The 16,324-nt window shown below is 69.2% G+C and carries 15 protein-coding genes and 1 riboswitch; of the genes, 7 read left to right on the top strand and 8 right to left on the bottom strand.

The genetic code is table 11. The annotated features are described in order from the left end of the window. The first annotated feature begins 489 nt into the window (after nt 1-489). Nucleotides 490-1,779 carry an adenylosuccinate synthase gene (locus QH470_RS14120; protein WP_280272798.1) on the top strand — a complete coding sequence of 430 codons (1,290 nt, stop codon included), beginning with the start codon at nt 490-492 and terminating at the stop codon, nt 1,777-1,779. A 251-nt stretch (nt 1,780-2,030) separates the two neighbouring features. Beyond that, nucleotides 2,031-2,384, top strand: a complete 354-nt coding sequence (locus QH470_RS14115; RefSeq protein WP_280272797.1) for a rhodanese-like domain-containing protein — start codon at nt 2,031-2,033, stop codon at nt 2,382-2,384. Here QH470_RS14115 and yczR read toward each other — a convergent pair. Beyond that, entirely contained in the window at nt 2,371-3,870 is a 1,500-nt protein-coding gene (gene yczR, locus QH470_RS14110) for a MocR-like transcription factor YczR (protein ID WP_280272796.1), read from the bottom strand. The two genes, QH470_RS14115 and yczR, sit on opposite strands and share 14 nt — an antisense overlap. A gap of 62 nt (nt 3,871-3,932) precedes the next feature. On the opposite strand from yczR, the gene QH470_RS14105 reads away from it, so the two are divergent. After that, nucleotides 3,933-4,166, top strand: coding sequence for a hypothetical protein (locus QH470_RS14105; RefSeq protein WP_280272795.1), 234 nt, complete (start codon nt 3,933-3,935; stop codon nt 4,164-4,166). A gap of 297 nt (nt 4,167-4,463) precedes the next feature. Further along, complete coding sequence (locus QH470_RS14100; protein WP_280272794.1) at nt 4,464-5,015, top strand: methylated-DNA--[protein]-cysteine S-methyltransferase; 552 nt, start codon at nt 4,464-4,466, stop codon at nt 5,013-5,015. Between the two features lie 120 nt (nt 5,016-5,135). Here QH470_RS14100 and QH470_RS14095 read toward each other — a convergent pair whose 3' ends face one another. From QH470_RS14095 to QH470_RS14070, 6 genes are all read right to left on the bottom strand, one after another. Beyond that, nucleotides 5,136-5,546: a hypothetical protein gene (locus QH470_RS14095; protein WP_280272792.1), complete on the bottom strand. Its 411-nt coding sequence runs from the start codon at nt 5,544-5,546 to the stop codon at nt 5,136-5,138. A gap of 139 nt (nt 5,547-5,685) precedes the next feature. After that, the gene (locus QH470_RS14090; RefSeq protein ID WP_280272791.1) at nt 5,686-8,301 is read right to left on the bottom strand and encodes a helix-turn-helix transcriptional regulator; all 2,616 of its coding nucleotides are present in this window, start codon (nt 8,299-8,301) and stop codon (nt 5,686-5,688) included. A 147-nt stretch (nt 8,302-8,448) separates the two neighbouring features. Beyond that, entirely contained in the window at nt 8,449-9,138 is a 690-nt protein-coding gene (locus QH470_RS14085) for a hypothetical protein (RefSeq protein WP_280272790.1), read from the bottom strand. Nucleotides 9,139-9,246: 108 nt separating this feature from the next. Continuing rightward, nucleotides 9,247-10,344, bottom strand: coding sequence for a CaiB/BaiF CoA transferase family protein (locus tag QH470_RS14080; protein ID WP_280272789.1), 1,098 nt, complete (start codon nt 10,342-10,344; stop codon nt 9,247-9,249). Nucleotides 10,345-10,452: 108 nt separating this feature from the next. Then, entirely contained in the window at nt 10,453-11,325 is an 873-nt protein-coding gene (locus tag QH470_RS14075) for an amidohydrolase family protein (RefSeq protein WP_280272788.1), read from the bottom strand. A gap of 63 nt (nt 11,326-11,388) precedes the next feature. Continuing rightward, a complete protein-coding gene (locus QH470_RS14070) occupies nt 11,389-12,777 on the bottom strand; it encodes an FAD-dependent oxidoreductase (protein ID WP_280272787.1) in 1,389 nt (462 codons plus the stop codon). 286 nt (nt 12,778-13,063) lie between these two features. Here QH470_RS14070 and QH470_RS14065 point away from each other — a divergent pair, with 286 nt between their 5' ends. From QH470_RS14065 to QH470_RS14055, 3 genes are all read left to right on the top strand, one after another. Next, on the top strand, nt 13,064-13,501 hold the full coding sequence (locus tag QH470_RS14065; protein ID WP_280272786.1) for an Rv0361 family membrane protein: 438 nt from the start codon (nt 13,064-13,066) through the stop codon (nt 13,499-13,501). A gap of 46 nt (nt 13,502-13,547) precedes the next feature. Beyond that, a riboswitch (SAM riboswitch) is annotated at nt 13,548-13,667 on the top strand. A 17-nt stretch (nt 13,668-13,684) separates the two neighbouring features. After that, nucleotides 13,685-14,107 carry a rhodanese-like domain-containing protein gene (locus tag QH470_RS14060; protein ID WP_280272785.1) on the top strand — a complete coding sequence of 141 codons (423 nt, stop codon included), beginning with the start codon at nt 13,685-13,687 and terminating at the stop codon, nt 14,105-14,107. Beyond that, on the top strand, nt 14,104-15,324 hold the full coding sequence (locus tag QH470_RS14055; protein ID WP_280272800.1) for an O-succinylhomoserine sulfhydrylase: 1,221 nt from the start codon (nt 14,104-14,106) through the stop codon (nt 15,322-15,324). Before QH470_RS14060 ends, QH470_RS14055 begins: the two co-directional genes overlap by 4 nt. Here QH470_RS14055 and nrdF read toward each other — a convergent pair whose 3' ends face one another. Next, a complete protein-coding gene (nrdF, locus tag QH470_RS14050) occupies nt 15,325-16,290 on the bottom strand; it encodes a class 1b ribonucleoside-diphosphate reductase subunit beta (RefSeq protein ID WP_280272784.1) in 966 nt (321 codons plus the stop codon). Nucleotides 16,291-16,324 lie beyond the last annotated feature (34 nt).

The raw sequence follows: 16,324 nt of genomic DNA, 5'->3' as shown, positions 1-16,324 counted from the left end.
ATAAACCGCGGCCGGCCCCAAACCGGGGGGGGGTGGCTGTCGGGGGGGGGGGGGGGGGCTTTTGGTTTTGTGTTTTGGGGGGGGGGGGGGGGTGGGGGGTGGGGGGGGGCTTGGGGGTGCTTTTGGGTTGTGTTTCGTAGGGCGGGGGGTGGGTTGCGTGATGGGGGGGCTTGGTGGTCTTTTCGGGTTTGTGTTTTGTGGGGTCGGGGTGGGGTTGCGTGATGGTGAGGTTCTTCGGGTTGTGGGTGTTCGATCTTGTATTTGTGCTGGTCTTGGTGTGATTTGCGTCATGGGTGGGGTGGGTGGGGGGTGAAAGGTGTTGGGGCGGTTCGTATCCGGTGGGGGTGTGTGGTGCGGGCCACAGTGGGCGCGTCGGCTCGGGAGGGGGCGAGGTGGCATCCATTAGACTGTGCTCCCGGCCACCGCCTCGGAAACGGCAGGTAGCTGCAGCGTCGTGGACGCTGCGCGTCTAACCGTAGGAGACTCCACATGCCGGCAATCGTCCTGATCGGCGCCCAATGGGGCGACGAGGGTAAGGGCAAAGCTACCGACTTGCTCGGCGGTCGAGTCCAATGGGTTGTGCGCTATCAGGGCGGCAACAATGCCGGTCATACCGTGGTGCTGCCCAATGGGGACAACTTCGCGCTGCATCTCATCCCGTCGGGGATTCTCAGCCCGGGGGTGACCAATGTGATCGGCAACGGGGTGGTTGTCGATCCGGGGGTGCTGCTGGAGGAACTGGCGGGGCTGGAGGATCGCGGTGTGGACACCTCGCGGCTGCTGCTCTCGGCCGACGCGCATCTGATCATGCCGTATCACGTGGCCATCGATAAGGTCACCGAACGCTTTCTCGGGAACAAGAAGATCGGCACGACCGGGCGCGGCATCGGACCCTGCTACCAGGACAAGGTGGCGCGGGTGGGCGTGCGGGTCGCCGATCTGCTGGACGAGAAGATCCTCACCCAGAAGGTCGAGGCGGCGCTGGAATTCAAGAACCAGGTGCTGGTCAAGATCTACAACCGCCGCGCCCTCGACCCGCAGCAGGTGGTCGACGAGGTGCTGACCCAGGCGGAGGGCTTCAAGCACCGCATCAGCGACACCCGGCTGTTGCTGAACCAGGCCCTGGAGGGCGGCGAGACCGTGCTGCTCGAGGGCTCGCAGGGCACGCTGCTCGACGTCGACCACGGCACCTATCCGTACGTCACCTCCTCCAACCCCACGGCCGGGGGTGCGGCGGTGGGATCGGGTATCGGGCCCAACAAGATCGGGGCGGTGCTGGGCATCCTCAAGGCGTACACCACGCGGGTCGGCTCCGGCCCGTTCCCGACCGAGCTGTTCGACCAGTCCGGCGAGTACCTGGCCAAGACCGGCGGCGAGGTGGGCGTGACCACCGGCCGCGCGCGGCGCACCGGCTGGTTCGACGCGGTCATCGCCCGCTACGCCACCCGCGTCAACGGCATCACCGACTACTTCCTCACCAAGCTGGACGTGCTGTCCAGCCTGGACCGGGTGCCGATCTGCGTCGCCTACGAGATCGACGGCGAGCGCGTCGAGCAGATGCCGACCACACAGACCGAGTTCCACCACGCCCGGCCCATCTACGAGGAAATGCCCGGTTGGTGGGAGGACATCTCCGGCGCCCGCACCTTCGCGGACCTCCCGGCCAACGCCCAGGCCTACGTGCTCCGCCTGGAGGAACTCTCCGGGAGCCGCATCTCCTGCATCGGCGTCGGCCCCGGCCGCGACGAAACCATCGTCCGGCACGACGTACTGGGCTGACCTTCCCTCCGGCACAGTCCGCCGAAACACTGTGCGTTGCCGGACTACCGCGCCATTCCGGATTACCCGTCCCTGGGCGTGCTGTGCGACGTATCCGCTGTGCCGACCGATCGGAGGGCAAGGCTCACAGCATCTTCGGGCCGGACCTTCAGCTAGGCTGAAGGTCGGTGATGGTCGACGCCCGAGCGAAGTCGCGGGAGGTGGCGCCTCGACCGGAGCCGAATGTCGACCGACGAAGTGAGGACAGATCCGTGGGGATTCGGCACTACCTGTATCGCGCACCGTCCGTCTCGGCCGCGGAGGCGATCGACGCCGTCCGCGCCGGGGCGCTGATCGTGGATGTGCGCCGGCAATTCGAATGGAACCGCACCCATATCCCCGGCGCGGTCCACCTACCCTTGGAACAGCTGGCGGACGGATGCGGGGACCTGCCCGACGATCGGCTTCTGATCACCTTCTGCACCGGCGGTCTGCGGTCCTACGGCGCCGCCAACCTGCTCATCGAGTACGGCTTCGAGGCCAAGAACATGTCCGGCGGGCTCGTCGACTGGCGTGCCGCCGGTGGAGCGCTGGAGACGGGCACCGGCCCGGCTAGTAGCAGGTGAGCGGGGCCAGCGGATCGGCGGCGTGCGGGGTGAGGGCGGCGTAGGCGGCGGCGACGGCCTTCACTCCCAGGCGCAGGTCCGATTCCTCCCGGGTGAACGGCAGGCGCAGGAAACGCTCGAAGGCGCCCTGCACGCCGAAACGTGGTCCGGCCGCGAGCAATACGCCGTGATTCGGGGCGGTGGCGGCGAGCGCCGTCGAAACCGGGGCGGGCAACTGGACCCACAGGGACATGCCGCCGACGCCGGGCACCGCGCGCCAGTCCGGCAGTTCCTCGGCCAGCGTGCTCAGCAGCGTCTCGCGGCGGCTGCGCAGTTGGTCGCGGCGGCGGGCCAGGATGGTCTCGGCGTGCTCGAGCAGATACACGGTGGCCAGCTGGTCCATCACGGGGGTGCCGAGGTCGACCGTCGACCGGGTGCCGAGCAGCTTCGTGATCAGCGTCTGATTGGCCCGTACCCAGCCCACGCGCAGGCCGCCCCAGAACGACTTCGACGCCGACCCGATCGTGACGATCTCCGGCCCGCGCGCGAAAGCGGCTGCGGGCGGCGGGTTTTCACCCTCGAGCTGCTGGTCCACCATGGATTCGTCGACGATCACCGTCATCCGGGTCTCGCGGGCGATGGCGGCCAGTTCGGCCCGGCTCTCGGCATTCATCAGCAGCCCGGTCGGGTTGTTGAAATCGGGTACGAGGTAGGCGGTGCTGGCCGCGGTTTGCCGTGCGGCACTGCGGATTCCGTCGAGATCCCAGGCGGCGCCGGGGCGCTCCGGACGCAGCGGCACGGGCACGGGCCGGGCGCCGACGTCGCGGATCGCCTCGATCGCGTTGGGGTAGGTGGGATGGTCGATGAGGACTCGCTCGGCCGGCGCGGTGAGCACGTTCAACAGCAGCCGCAGGCCGTGCTGGGCGCCGAGGGTGACCAGAATCTGGTCCGGGTCGGTGGGCAGGCCGCGCTCGGTATAGCGGCGCGCGATCGCCTCGCGCAGCGGCAGCACGCCGACCGGGTCCATGCCGTGCGTGCCGAGGTAGATCGGAAGGCCTTGCAGCGCCGCGGAATACGCGTCGCCCATCTCCGGCGGAGCGGACATCGCGGCGTAGGTCAGGTCGATGGCGGGCAGCTCGTTCGGGGACATCATCGCGAGGATGCTGCGCGCGGGCTTGGTGCCGTCGTGGGTGACACCGGCGGGCAGCGCGACCGTGCTCCGCGAACCCTGGCGGCTGATCAGGTAGCCGTTCTCCCGCAGCAGCGCGTACGCCGAGGTGACGGTGGTGCGACTGACGCCGAGGGCGGTGGCCAGGTCGCGCTCGCTGGGCAGGGCGACGCCCAGGGGCGCGCGGCCGTCGTGGATCAGCAGCCGGATGCTCTCCGCCAGTGCGAGATACGCCGGACGGGAGGTGCGCCGCGCGGCGGAGCCGGGCTCGGAATCGTCGTGCCGCCAGCGGCCCAGGTCGCGGGTCAGAGTGGCCGCGCTGATCACACGTAATGCCATGCAGGCCAGTATTGCGATATTGGCTATGTATTTCAAGTCCAGCGCGGCCCACGCTGGAGGCCATGACCGCACTTCTCCTGATCGGCATTGTCGTCGTGGTGCTGGCCGCCGCGGTGCGCGATTACGCGCCGCGGCCGGGTGAGCGCGAGGCATTCCGGCAGGCGGCGCTGCGGGCCCGGCATTCGCTCACGGATTGGGGTGAGGCGCGTATCGGGCGGTGCCATCCCGAGCCGGTCTCCCCTCGGTTTTCCAGTCGCCGCGGAAATCGAGCCAGTATCGAGTCAGTGGATATTTGATGCGGGTCCAGTTGGTCGCACGCTGGGGCTATGCTCTCCTTCCTCGCTTCCCTGGCAGTCGTCGTGATCTTCGCGGTCATGGTGTATCGGTACGCATCCCGGCGTGCCGATCGCACCGCCGAACTGTTCGAGCGATATCGTCCGCACGCACCGATGGCCGACTGGTCCATGGCCTATGGCCTATGGCGACGATCGGCGGCAGTACGCGGAGCTGACCGCCATCCGGGCGCATCGCGAATCGGAGACGGCCGGTGAACGCCGACGGTAGCTGTCGGTGCGACGGTGCACACTGGGCACATGCTGCGTTCGGACCGGCCCGTTGCCGGGGCGCTCTTCGATACCGTGATCGGCGCCTGCGCGATCGCGTGGACCGACATCGGTGTGGTGCGGTTCCTGCTCCCCGAGGCCACCACCGCCGCTACCCGGTCCCGGTTGCTGGGTCGCGGTTCCGGCGTGCGCGAGGAGGAGCCGTCCGGGCCGATGGCCGAGGCCGTCGCGGGTGTCCGGGCACATCTGTGCGGCGCCCTGGACGATCTGCGCTGGATCCCGTTGGACCAGAACGAAAGCCCCGAATTCCACCGCGCGGTCTACGACATCACCCGCGCCATCGACCCCGGCCGCACCCTGAGCTACGGCCAGGTCGCCGCGCGAATCGGCGCCCCCGGCGCCGCCCAGGCGGTCGGACAAGCCTTGGGCCACAACCCCATCCCCCTGATCGTCCCCTGCCACCGCGTCCTCGCCGCCGACCACGCCCTGCACGGCTTCTCCGCCCCCGGCGGCCTCACCACCAAACAACGCCTACTCGAAATCGAACGCACCCCAGGCTTCGGCGAACCCACCCTCTTCTGAGCGGACGCCCGCACCCAGCCTCCGCCATTCCGGCATGCTTTCGGCGGGTATCCAGCTGAGGGAGCGTGGTTCCCGCCAGAACATGCCGAGATGACGAGCGTGCTTTCCCGGCGGGCCGGGCTACTTCGCGGGTGGGGGAGTGCCGGGGGTGAGGGCGTTCTGGATGCCCTCGGTGGTGCGGTTCACGCCGTCGACCAGTTCGCTGGGGACGGCGTCGGGGACCGGGGCGCTGAATTCGCCGATTCGGACGCTGCGGGGTGCGGGAGGTTCGGAGGCCGGGGGTTGGTCCGGCTTCTTTTCCGGGCGCGGCTTGGCCTGTGGGGCCGGGGCGGTGTTCTGCGGTGCGGCCGAACGGAAGTCGGCGGGCTCGTCGGTGCTCGGCTCGGTGGGTTGCTTCGGGGTCGTCACGCCCGGCTGCACCGGTCCTGCCACGGCGGCGGGCGCGCCCGCGCAGGCCAGTGCGACGGCCACGGGCAACGCGGCCAGTCCGACCCGAATTACCGCCTTCACGTTGCGGTTACGACGTATCACGTCGATGCACCACCCTTATCCGCTGCTGCGGGGCGGCGACCACTGCCGCCCGCCCAGATCGTAGCGGGCGCAACGGCTTATGCCCACCGATCCGCCGGGTCAAACCTCGAGTTTCGAATCACGCACAGCCCGCGCCGCGTCAGCCACGCTGCTTGCCGCTGGGCGGCTCACCGCGCATGAGTTCGGCCAGCGCCTCGCGGTCGGTTACGTCGAGCTTGATGCAGGCGCGGTAGAGGTGGCCCTCGACGGTCCGGACCGAGACGGTGAGCCGGTCGGCGATCTGCCGGTTGGTCAGCCCCGCCGCGACCAGATTGGCGATCTCGCGCTCGCGGGCGGTCAGCGGCAACGGCTGCGCGGACTGCCGCAACGCCGGGGTACTGGCCCCGCCGCACGCCGCCGCCAACCGATTCGCGGTCGCCGCCGACTCCAGCAGGCGTCGTCGGTCGCCGGACCGCTCGTGCGCCGAGGCCGCCTGCGCCGCCGCGTCCGCCGCGGACAGCAGCGACCCGATCGCCTCGAATTCCGCTGCGGCGGAGTCCAAACCGGGGCCGTCGTTGGAGGCGACCGCGACCGCGTGCCGGGCCTGGGCCTGGACCAGCCGACCGTCGATGCGGGCCGCGATGTCCGCCAGCCGCCCGGCCACGCTGTGGTCGCCGAAGCGGGCCGCGGTGTGCAGCGCCATGGCCTCGATGGCGTGCTGGTTGGAGCGGGCGGCGCCGTCGGCGGCCGCGATGGCCAGCCGGACGGCCGGGGTGACGGTGCCCTCGGCGGCGGCCTGCCAGGCGCGGGCGATGTCGAGTTGCGGTTCGTACACCGCGGAGTGCCGCCCGCCGCGGCGATCGGCCTCGGTGATGACCTCCTTGGCCTCGGCAGCCCGGCCGAGCGCCGAATACGCTTCCGCCAGACGCACTCTCGCGGGGAACATCCACGCCGCGGCGCCCTCGGCGGTCAGCGCGGCCAGGGCCTGCTCGAGATTCTCGACTCCGTCGGGGAACCGCCCCCGGGCGACATCCACGGTGCCCTGCAAGATCTTCGACAGCCCCCAGGCCAGGTACTGACCGGGCGCCGAATAGCCGAAGTGCGACGAGGCGCACCGCTGGGCGGCCTCCAGATCTCCGGTGAAGGTCAGCGCCAGCACCTCGGCGTGCGTGGACATGAACCGGTTCAGGCCGTCGATGTGCGATTCGACCTCGTGCCCGCGGGCCGCGTAGGTGCGGGCCGCCTCGCCGCGACCCATCAGCGCCAGTGCCAAGCCGCCGCCGAACGACGCCCACCACACCGCCCACGGCGGCGATTCGCCATCCGACATCACCGTGTCGGCGTCGATGAAGGCGTCCTCCAAACGGTTTTCGTTGACCGCGCACGCGGACGACAGCCCCCGCAGCGTCAGCGCCAGCTTCGGATGCGCGACCTTGTCGCGCACCAGGGCCAGCACCTCGTCGGCGCGGTCGGCGTCGCCCATCGACCACAGCAGGTTGGACACCCGGGTGCTGCCCCAGCGCACCAGTTGCAGCTCGTTGAGCTGGTCCGGGTCGAAGCTGGCCAGGGTGCGCTCGGCCTCGATGCGGTGCCCCTGGTAGAGCAGCGCGCGGGCGAGCAGATCGGCGGACTCGACACCGCCGCGGCGCTCCACGGCCGCGCGGGCGAACCGCTCGCCGAGCGGGATGTTGGCCAGCCCGATGGCGTCCGCGGCCGCCGCCTCGAACAGTTCCAGATCGGCGGATTTGTCGCTGTCCAAAGCCAATTCGGCGAGACGGATGCGATCGGACGCGGATTTGATCGGCCGCTCCCGCAGCGACGAGTACAGCCGCCCGCGCAACCGGCGGGCCGACGCGATGCCCAGCCGCCGCCGGATCACCTCGCCGAACAGCGGATGGTTGTAGCGCACCAGCAGCTGGTGGGAATTCTCGACAATCCTTACCAGCCCACGGGTTTCGGCCGCCTCGACCGCTTCCTCACCCGCCAGCTCGGCGAGCACGTCCAGATCGATCGGCTCGCAGAAGGTGAGCAGCTCCAGCACCCGCAGCACGTCCTCGGGCAACTGCTCGACCCGATCCTCCAGCAGCGCAGCCAATTCCGAGGTGACGGCGGCCCGCCCGCGCAGCTGCCACACGCCGTTGACCTGCTTCAGCGTGCCGACTTCCAGCGCGCCCTCCACCAAATGCCTTAGGAACAGGGCATTTCCGCCCGACGACTCCCACATCAGGTTGGCGGTGAAGCCCTCCAGCTGCCCGCCGAGCATCGACTCGACGAGTTCGACGCTCTGCCGTTCGCTGAAGGGGGACAGGTCGATTCGCAGCAGGTGGCCGTCTTTCCACAGCGAGGTCACCGCGTCGGGCACCTGCACCCCGCTGCGCACGGTGCACACGATGCGCGCCGCCTTGTCGATGGCCAGCTGCAGCAGCAGCGTCGCCGACAACTGGTCCAGCAGGTGGGCGTCGTCGACACCGATGATGGTGTGCCCGTCGGCCAGCAGCGCCTCGCGCGCCGCGGCCATGAACGTCACCGGATCGTGCGCGGTGTAGACGCCGACCATGTGGGCGAACACGCCGAGCGGGATGCTGCGGGCGGATTCGGTCCCCGCCACCCATCTGATGTTCCCGCCCACCGCGGCCGTCGCCTGGCGCGCCAGCGTCGTCTTCCCGACGCCGGCGTCGCCGGTCAGCACGGCGCCGACGAATTCGGTACCGGTGAGTGCCGCGCGGATCGACTCGAGTTCGTTCCCGCGTTCGATCATCGGCCAATTCCGAGGCATGCGAATTACTTTAGTGCCTCAGCGATCGTGGGCGGCGCGAACCAAGCCCGAACAGACCGTGCCAGATCCAGGGCGAATGTTCACCTGCTATCAACGGCCCGGACGACCACACGCCTGCAATTGGTCAACCGACCATGCCATCCGCTGTCAGCTCGGCGGGATCGGCGGGGTGGGCGGCGAACCCGCGGCGTCGGGCGGCAGAGTGTTGGGCGGCATTGGGAATTGCGCGGCTCCGGGGAAGGGTTGTGCTCCCGGTCCGGGCCCGCCCTGCGGCCACGGCGGCACACCGGGCGGTGGGCTCGTCGGCCGGTAAGGCGCCGGCCGTGGCGACGCCGAGGGTACGGGTAGCAGTAGTGCGACAACGGCAGCCAGATTCGTCAGGAACGCCAGGACGATGAGCCATCGGCCGCCCTCGAGAGCCTCCTCGAGCCCCCCGTCGGGCGACCACCCTCGGCTTCCGCCGATCAACATTATTGCGGCATGCAGGAACAATCCGCCGGTGCCGAGCCCTGCCAGCGTTCGCGCCGTCGGCTGGTCTTTCACCAGCAGCATGACCGTCCCCGTCACGGCCGTCAGGGCCGCCACGGCCAGGGCCACCAGCGAAAGATCGGAATCGTAGGGCCAGCGCCGAGCCGACACCACGAAAGGCTCGGCGATATCCGCGACCACGGTCGAGATCAACGCGACGAGCGCCACCACGGTCGCGGCGGATCGTCGACTCGTCCGGGGTGTCGCCGGATACGCCGGAGGGGGCGGCGCCCAAGGCATCTGCTGCGGCACCGGGTGGCCGGGATGTGGGGGCGGTCCCGACATCCCGGCCCGATACGGATCGACCATTTGCGGCTCCCCCTGTGGATCGGCGACTCTCGCAGCCTAGAGGGTCCCGGAATGTCCCCGCAGGCGCGCAGCCCGAAGTCCCTCAGCCGCAAAGCAACTGGAAGATCGCTATGCCCAGACCTGTTCGATCGGCGTGGCCTCCGACGGCGGCGGGGTGGGAATGCCGCCCGGCGTGCGGGAGAACCGGGGGGCCGGGGCGTGCTGCACGACACCGTCGATCTCCACCAGCGACTCGCGGGCGGTGATGTGCTCGTTCGCGGTCGCCTCGGTGAGCGTGAGGACCGGGGTGACGCAGGCGTCGGTGCCGTCGAAGACGGCCGCCCACTCGTCGCGGGTCTTCGTCTTGAACTTCTCCGTGAACAGCTTGCGCAGTTGATCCTGGCCGTTCGGGTCGATCTGCGCGGGCAGGCCCTCGGGCTCGATCTCGAGGCCCTTCAGGAACTCGGCGTAGAACTGGGGCTCGATGCAGCCGACCGCCATGTATTTGCCGTCGGAGGTCTCATAGGTGTCGTAGAACGCCATGCCGGTGTCGAGGAGGTTGGTGCCGCGCTCGTCGGACCACAGGCCCACCCCGCGCATGCCCCAGATCATGTGCGACAGCGACAGCGCACCGTCGATCATCGCGGCATCGATGACCTGCCCCTTACCGGAACTCTGCCGCTCCACCAGCGCCGCCAGGATGCCGAACACCAGGAACATCGAGCCCCCGCCGAAGTCGCCGACCATGTTCAGAGGCGGCACCGGCCGCTCACCTTTGCGGCCGATGGCGTTCAGCACGCCGGTCAGCGAGATGTAGTTGATGTCGTGGCCCGCGCGGTCGGCGAGCGGGCCGTGCTGGCCCCACCCGGTCATGCGGCCGTACACCAGGCGCGGGTTGCGTTCCAGGGCCGCGTCGGGGCCCAGGCCCATGCGCTCGGTGACGCCCGGCCGGAAGCCCTCGATCAGCACATCGGCCTTCTCGATCAGGCCCAGCACCCGCTCGATGTCGGCGGCGTCCTTGAGATTGGCCTCGACGATCGTGCGGCCACGCCACTGCGGGCGCTCCATGAACCCCGGCAGCATGCCGGGCCGCTGCACCCGCACCACGTCGGCGCCCAGATCCGCGAGCAGCAGCGCCGCGTGCGGGCCGGGGCCGATGCCGGCCAGTTCAACAACTCGGATGCCCGCCAGCGGGCCCTGCTTCGTGGCTGCGGATGGAGTGCTCACGCCCTACCTCGGTTCGTCGTCGATCCCGTTCTACCGGAGCACAGCCCGGTATTGTCAGTATGACAATAACGTCGGAGGTGACGACGACAGGGTGCCGCCGCCCGCGGCCTACTCGATCACCGGCAGCGGAACGGTATCGGCGGGCGCGGGTTTCGGTAGATCGCGGCGGTCGAGCCGCAGCGTCGGCGGCTCCCCGGTCCGGATCGGCAGCGTGGGCGCGGGTTCCTCGTGGGCCGCGCGCACCTTCACCGGCAGCCGGTAGAAGGCGCGGGCGTTGTCCTCGAGCACCTTGTACATGTCCGTGCCGACGGCATCGGCGATCAGTTCGATATCCGAATCCCGGAACGGCCGACCGGCGCGGGTGCCGGGCAGGTCGGAGCCGAACATCAGCGCGCCGGGGTTCACCGTGTGGATCCGCCGCATCGCCGACACCACGTTCATCGACACCCGGCCGAATCCCGACGCCTTCACCCGGGCGCCCCGGTCGACCAGGTTCAGCAGGTACGGCAGGCAGTCGTCGGACATACCCATGTGGTCGATCGACAGCGCCGGCAGTTTGGAGATCACCGGTTCCAGCGAACCCAGCATCGACCCGTCGATGTACAGCTCGACGTGCCAGCCGGCGATGTCGTGCGCCCGCAGCGCCGCCATGGTCAGCGTCACGATGTCACCGGCCGCCCGCTTGAGGTTGAACCGCAGCGCGCGCACGCCCGCCCGGTCCAGCTCGGCGATCTGTTCGTCGGAGGCATCGGGATCCGGGTTCAGCACACCCACCCAGTTCGGCCCGAGTTCGGCCAGCGCGGCCCGCATGAAGCCGGTATCGGTGCCCTGGAACGACGCGCTGACCACGGCGCCACCGTCGATGTCGAAGCGCGACATGCGCTTTCGATAGTCGGCGATGGTGTAGGGCCGCGGCAGGTAGCCCTCGTTCTCGCTCAGCGGGAACCGCGGATCGATGAGGTGGACATGGGCATCGAACACGTGATCAGCATGCCTCACAACGGTGACGAATGCGTAAGCCGTGGTAACGGCCGTGCGTTTGTCTCAGGCTTTGTGCGGTTCGCTGGCGGCGAGCATCTCGTGCCGCTCGACCACCTTGACGCGCTCGCGGCCCTGCGGCTCGCCGAGCGACCGCTCGTGCGCGTCCAGCCGGTACCAGCCCGCCCAGGTGGTGAACGGGATGCCCTTCTCCTCCAGCCACGTGGTCACGGCCTCCGGCTCGCGCTCGGCGGCGGGGGTGAAGTTCGCGGCGTCGTCGAGCAGGCAGGCGATGGTCTCGTTGGCGTCGCCCTTGGTGTGGCCGATCAGGCCGACGGGGCCGCGCTTGATCCAGCCGGTGACGTAGGTGGCGGGCACGAATCGCTGCGCCGGATCGTCGGCGTTGTCGTCGGCGAGCACCCGGCCCGCCTCGTTCGGGACGGTGCCGGCCTGCTCGTCGAAGGGCAGCTGCGGGATGTTCTGCGACAGGTAGCCGACGGCCCGGTACACGGCCTGGACGTCCCACTCGTTGTAGTCGCCGGTGCCCTTCACGTTGCCGGTGCCGTCGAGCTGGGTGCGCTCGGTGCGCAGCCCGACGACCTTGCCGTCCTCGCCGAGGATCTCGTGCGGCGATTCGAAGAAGTGCAGGAACAGCTTGTGCGGCCGATTGCCGACGTCGCGGATCGCCCACTGCTCCAGGGTGTTGCAGACCATGTCGACCTGCTTGGAGTGGCGGCGGGCGGCCTCGGAGCCCTCGTCGTAGTCGATGTCCTCGGGGTCGACGATGACCTCGATGGTCGGCGAGTGGTCCAGCTCGCGCAGCTCCAGCGGCGTGAACTTGGCCTGCGCGGGACCGCGGCGGCCGAACACGTGCACCTCGAGCGCCTTGTTGTGCTGGAGGCCCTCGTAGACGTTCGGCGGGATCTCGGTCGGCAGCAGTTCGTCGCCGGTCTTGGCGAGCACGCGCGCCACGTCGAGCGCGACGTTGCCGACGCCCAGCACGGCCACCTTCTCGGCGTCGAGAGGCCAGGAACGCGGCACGTCGGGGTGGCCGTCGTACCAGGAGACGAAGTCGGCGGCGCCGTAGGAGCCGTCCAGATCGATGCCGGGCACGGGCAGGGCACGGTCGGCGTTGGCGCCGGTGGAGAAGATCACCGCGTCGTAGAACTGCCGCATGTCCGACAGCGTGATGTCGGTGCCGTAGTCGATGTTGCCGAGCAGCCGCACCTGCGGCTTGTCGAGGACCTTGTGCAGTGCGGTGACGATGCCTTTGATGCGCGGATGGTCGGGAGCGACCCCGTAGCGAATGAGCCCGAACGGTGCGGGCATCCGCTCGTACAGGTCGATGCTCACCTCGGCATCGGACTTCATCAGGGCGTCGGCGGCGTAGATTCCGGCCGGTCCGGCGCCCACGATCGCAATGCGCAGTGGGTTGGTCGCACTGTATTCCGTCATTCTTACGCGCACCCTCTGGTAGAGAACTCTGTCGTCATGTACTCAGCCGCGTTATTCAGCCGTCTTTCTTAGCTTAGGCTAAGTTGACGTATGGGCCGGGCCGCACCCCGCCGATCCGACATCCGCTCGATGCTGCTTCGTTGCTGTCCGGGATGTGGTCCGGACCCGGCCTGGGCCGGGCATTCTGTTGAGTCTATCGGTGGTCGCCGTGATCGTTATTCCCGGGATCCGCCGGGAAATGCCTATGTGATCTGCGGCACTCCGGCCCACCAGGGATGATCGACGCATGACCGACGCCGACGAGCCGACCCCGATCGACCAGCGCGACAGCATCAAGTCCCCGGTCCCGTTCCTGGCGGCCGCGGTGGTGGCGGTGCTGGTGCTCGCGGGCATCGTCGCGCTCGCGCTGACCCGGCCGGCTGAGAAGAATCTCACAGACACCGACCGGGTCGCGATCGCGGCGCGCGATTTCGCCACCGCGCAGGCGGATTCGAATGCCGACCGCCGCGCCACGACCGCCTGCCGCGGCTTCGACGCCGCCCGTTCGCCCCTGGGGCCGGACGCCGTCGGCAAGGAGGTCGAGATCGTGAAGGTCGCCGACACGGCCGTCGAGGGCGACCACGCCCGGGCCGCGGTGACCAGCCGGATCGACGGCCGCGAAACCACGTCGACCTGGAGTTTGACCCGTGCCGACGGCACCTGGCTGATCTGCGACCGGCCGTGAACGGAGGTTTGACATGCGACCTCGTGACCGGGCACTCTCAATTTCAGGTCATGAGCGCCAGCGCGAAGCCCCGGCTCGCTGGTCGGCAACCCTCCTCCGCGGTGGGGTGCTCCGGGTGACGACCTGGCCACGCACCGGTGTCCTCACGGTGCGGCAAGTGCGGATTCTCAGGAGGTGCGAGAAGTGAGTTATGCGGGCGACATCACCCCGAAGCAGGCGTGGGATCTATTGCGCGACAATCCCGATGCGGTTCTGATCGACGTGCGGACCGAGGCCGAGTGGCGGTTCGTCGGGGTGCCGGACACCAGCTCGATCGATCGGCCGACGGCGTTGATCGAATGGGTCGACGGGACGGGCGCTCCCAACGCGGCGTTCGTCGATCAGCTGAAGCAGGTGCTGGCCGAGCGGGATCCGGACGGCGACGCCCCCGTGATCTTCCTTTGCCGGTCGGGGCAGCGCTCCATCGGCGCCGCGACCGCGTCGACCGCGGCCGGTTTCGCACCGTCGTTCAACGTGCTCGAGGGCTTCGAGGGTCCGCTGGATCCGCAGGGGCATCGCGGCGGCGCGGGCTGGCGCGCCCTCGGACTCCCGTGGCGGCAGTCGTGATCACCGGCGGCGCGTTCGACAAGCCGCTGCCCGAGGGCGTGGGTCCCGCGACCCTGAGCGTGCGCGGCGGGCTGCGGCGGTCCGGGTTCGAGGAGACCGCCGAGGCGCTGTACCTGTCCTCCGGTTTCGTGTACGAGAGCGCCGAGGCGGCCGAGGCCGCGTTCACCGGCGACGTCGAGCATTTCGTGTACTCGCGCTACGGCAACCCGACGGTCGCCATGTTCGAGGAGCGGATGCGCCTGATCGAGGGCGCCGAGGCGTGTTTCGCGACCGCCAGCGGCATGTCGGCCGTCTTCACCGCGCTCGCGGCGCTGCTGGGCGAGGGCGATCGGCTGGTGGCGGCGCGCAGCCTGTTCGGGTCCTGTTTCGTGGTCTGCAACGAGATCCTGCCGCGCTGGGGCGTGGAGACCGTGTTCGTCGACGGCGAGGATCTCGACCAATGGGAGGAGGCGCTGTCGCAGCCCACCCAGGCCGTGTTCTTCGAGACGCCCTCCAACCCGATGCAGACCTTGGTCGACGTCCGGCGGGTGTCCGAGCTGGCGCACGCCGCGGGCGCGAAAGTGGTGCTGGACAACGTCTTCGCCACCCCGCTGCTGCAGCGCAGCCTGGATCTGGGCGCCGACATCGTGGTGTATTCGGGCACCAAGCACATCGACGGCCAGGGCCGGGTGCTGGGCGGCGCCATTCTGGGCCCGCACGACTACATCGACGGTCCGGTGAAGCATCTCATGCGGCACACCGGCCCGGCGCTGAGCGCGTTCAACGCCTGGACCCTGCTGAAGGGGCTGGAGACCATGCCGCTGCGGGTGCGCCAGTCCGCGGAGTCGGCGCTGCGGGTGGCCGAGTTCCTGGAGCGGCATCCCGCCGTGTCCTGGACGAAATATCCCTTCCTGCAATCACATCCGCAGCACACGCTGGCGCGCGAACAGATGTCGGCGGGCGGTACCGTCGTCACCTTCGAACTCGCGTCCGGCAGCGGTGACGACGCGGCGAAGAAGCGCGCGTTCGAGGTGCTGAACCGGCTGCGGGTCGTCGACATCTCCAACAATCTCGGCGACGCCAAGACGCTGATCACGCATCCGGCCACCACCACGCATCGCGCGATGGGGGCGGAAGGCCGTGCGGCCGTGGGGATTACCGACGGCGTGGTGCGGATCTCGATCGGCCTGGAGGACGTGGAGGATCTGCTCGGCGATCTGGAACAGGCGCTGAGCTGATCAGAAGTCCCAGTCGGCGTCCTCGGTCTGCTGTTGCTTGCCGATGACGTAGGAACTGCCGGAGCCGGAGAAGAAGTCGTGGTTCTCGCCCGCGCCCGGATCGAGCGCGGCGAGGATCGACGGATCCACCCGGCAGTCCTCCGAGGCGAATGCGGGCTCGTAGCCGAGGTTGCCCAGCGCCCGGTTGGCGTTGAACCGCATGAACGGCAGGACGTCCGCGGTCCAGCCGACCTCGTCGTAGAGGTCGTGCGCGTACTCGATCTCGTTGGCGTACAGCGTGTGTAGCAGTTCGTAGGTGTAGTCACGGTGGTCGGTGCGCTCGGCCTCGGACAGCTCGGCCAGGCCGCGGCGGCACTTGTAGCCGATGTAGAAGCCGTGCACCGCTTCGTCTCTGATGATGAGCCGGATCAGATCGGCTGTGTTGGTGAGCTTTCCGCGTGCCGACCAGCGCATCGGCAGGAAGAAGCCGGAGTAGAACAGGAACGATTCCAGCATGACCGAGGCGGCCTTGCGCTTCAGCGCGTCGTCGCCGCGGTAGTAGTCGACGATGATCTGTGCCTTGCGCTGCAGGTGCGGATTGCCCTCGGACCAGTCGAAGGCGGCATCGATCTGGCGGGTCGAGCACAGCGTGGAGAAGATCGAGCTGTAGCTCTTGGCGTGCACCGACTCCATGAACGCGATGTTGGTCAGCACGGCCTCCTCGTGCGGGGTGATCGCGTCGGCCAGCATGGCGACCGCGCCCACGGTGGCCTGCGCCGTGTCCAGCAGGGTGAGGCCGGTGAAAACCCTTGTGGTGAGCTGTTGTTCGGTCGCGGTGAGTTGTTCCCAGGTGTGCAGGTCGTTGGACAGCGGTACCCGCTCCGGGAGCCAGAAGTTTCCGGTCAGCCGATCCCAGACCGCGGCGTCCTGCGGGTCGGGCAGGCGGTTCCAGTTGATCGCGTGCACGCGGTCGACGAGTGTGGTCATGCGGCTCTCCGATCGGCGGAACGAGTGGGCGGGC

The sequence above is a fragment of the Nocardia wallacei genome, from assembly GCF_029868745.1.
GTDB lineage: Bacteria > Actinomycetota > Actinomycetes > Mycobacteriales > Mycobacteriaceae > Nocardia > Nocardia wallacei_B.
Note: the sequence above shows the minus strand (reverse complement) of the source record. Positions and strands in the feature narration are given on the sequence as shown.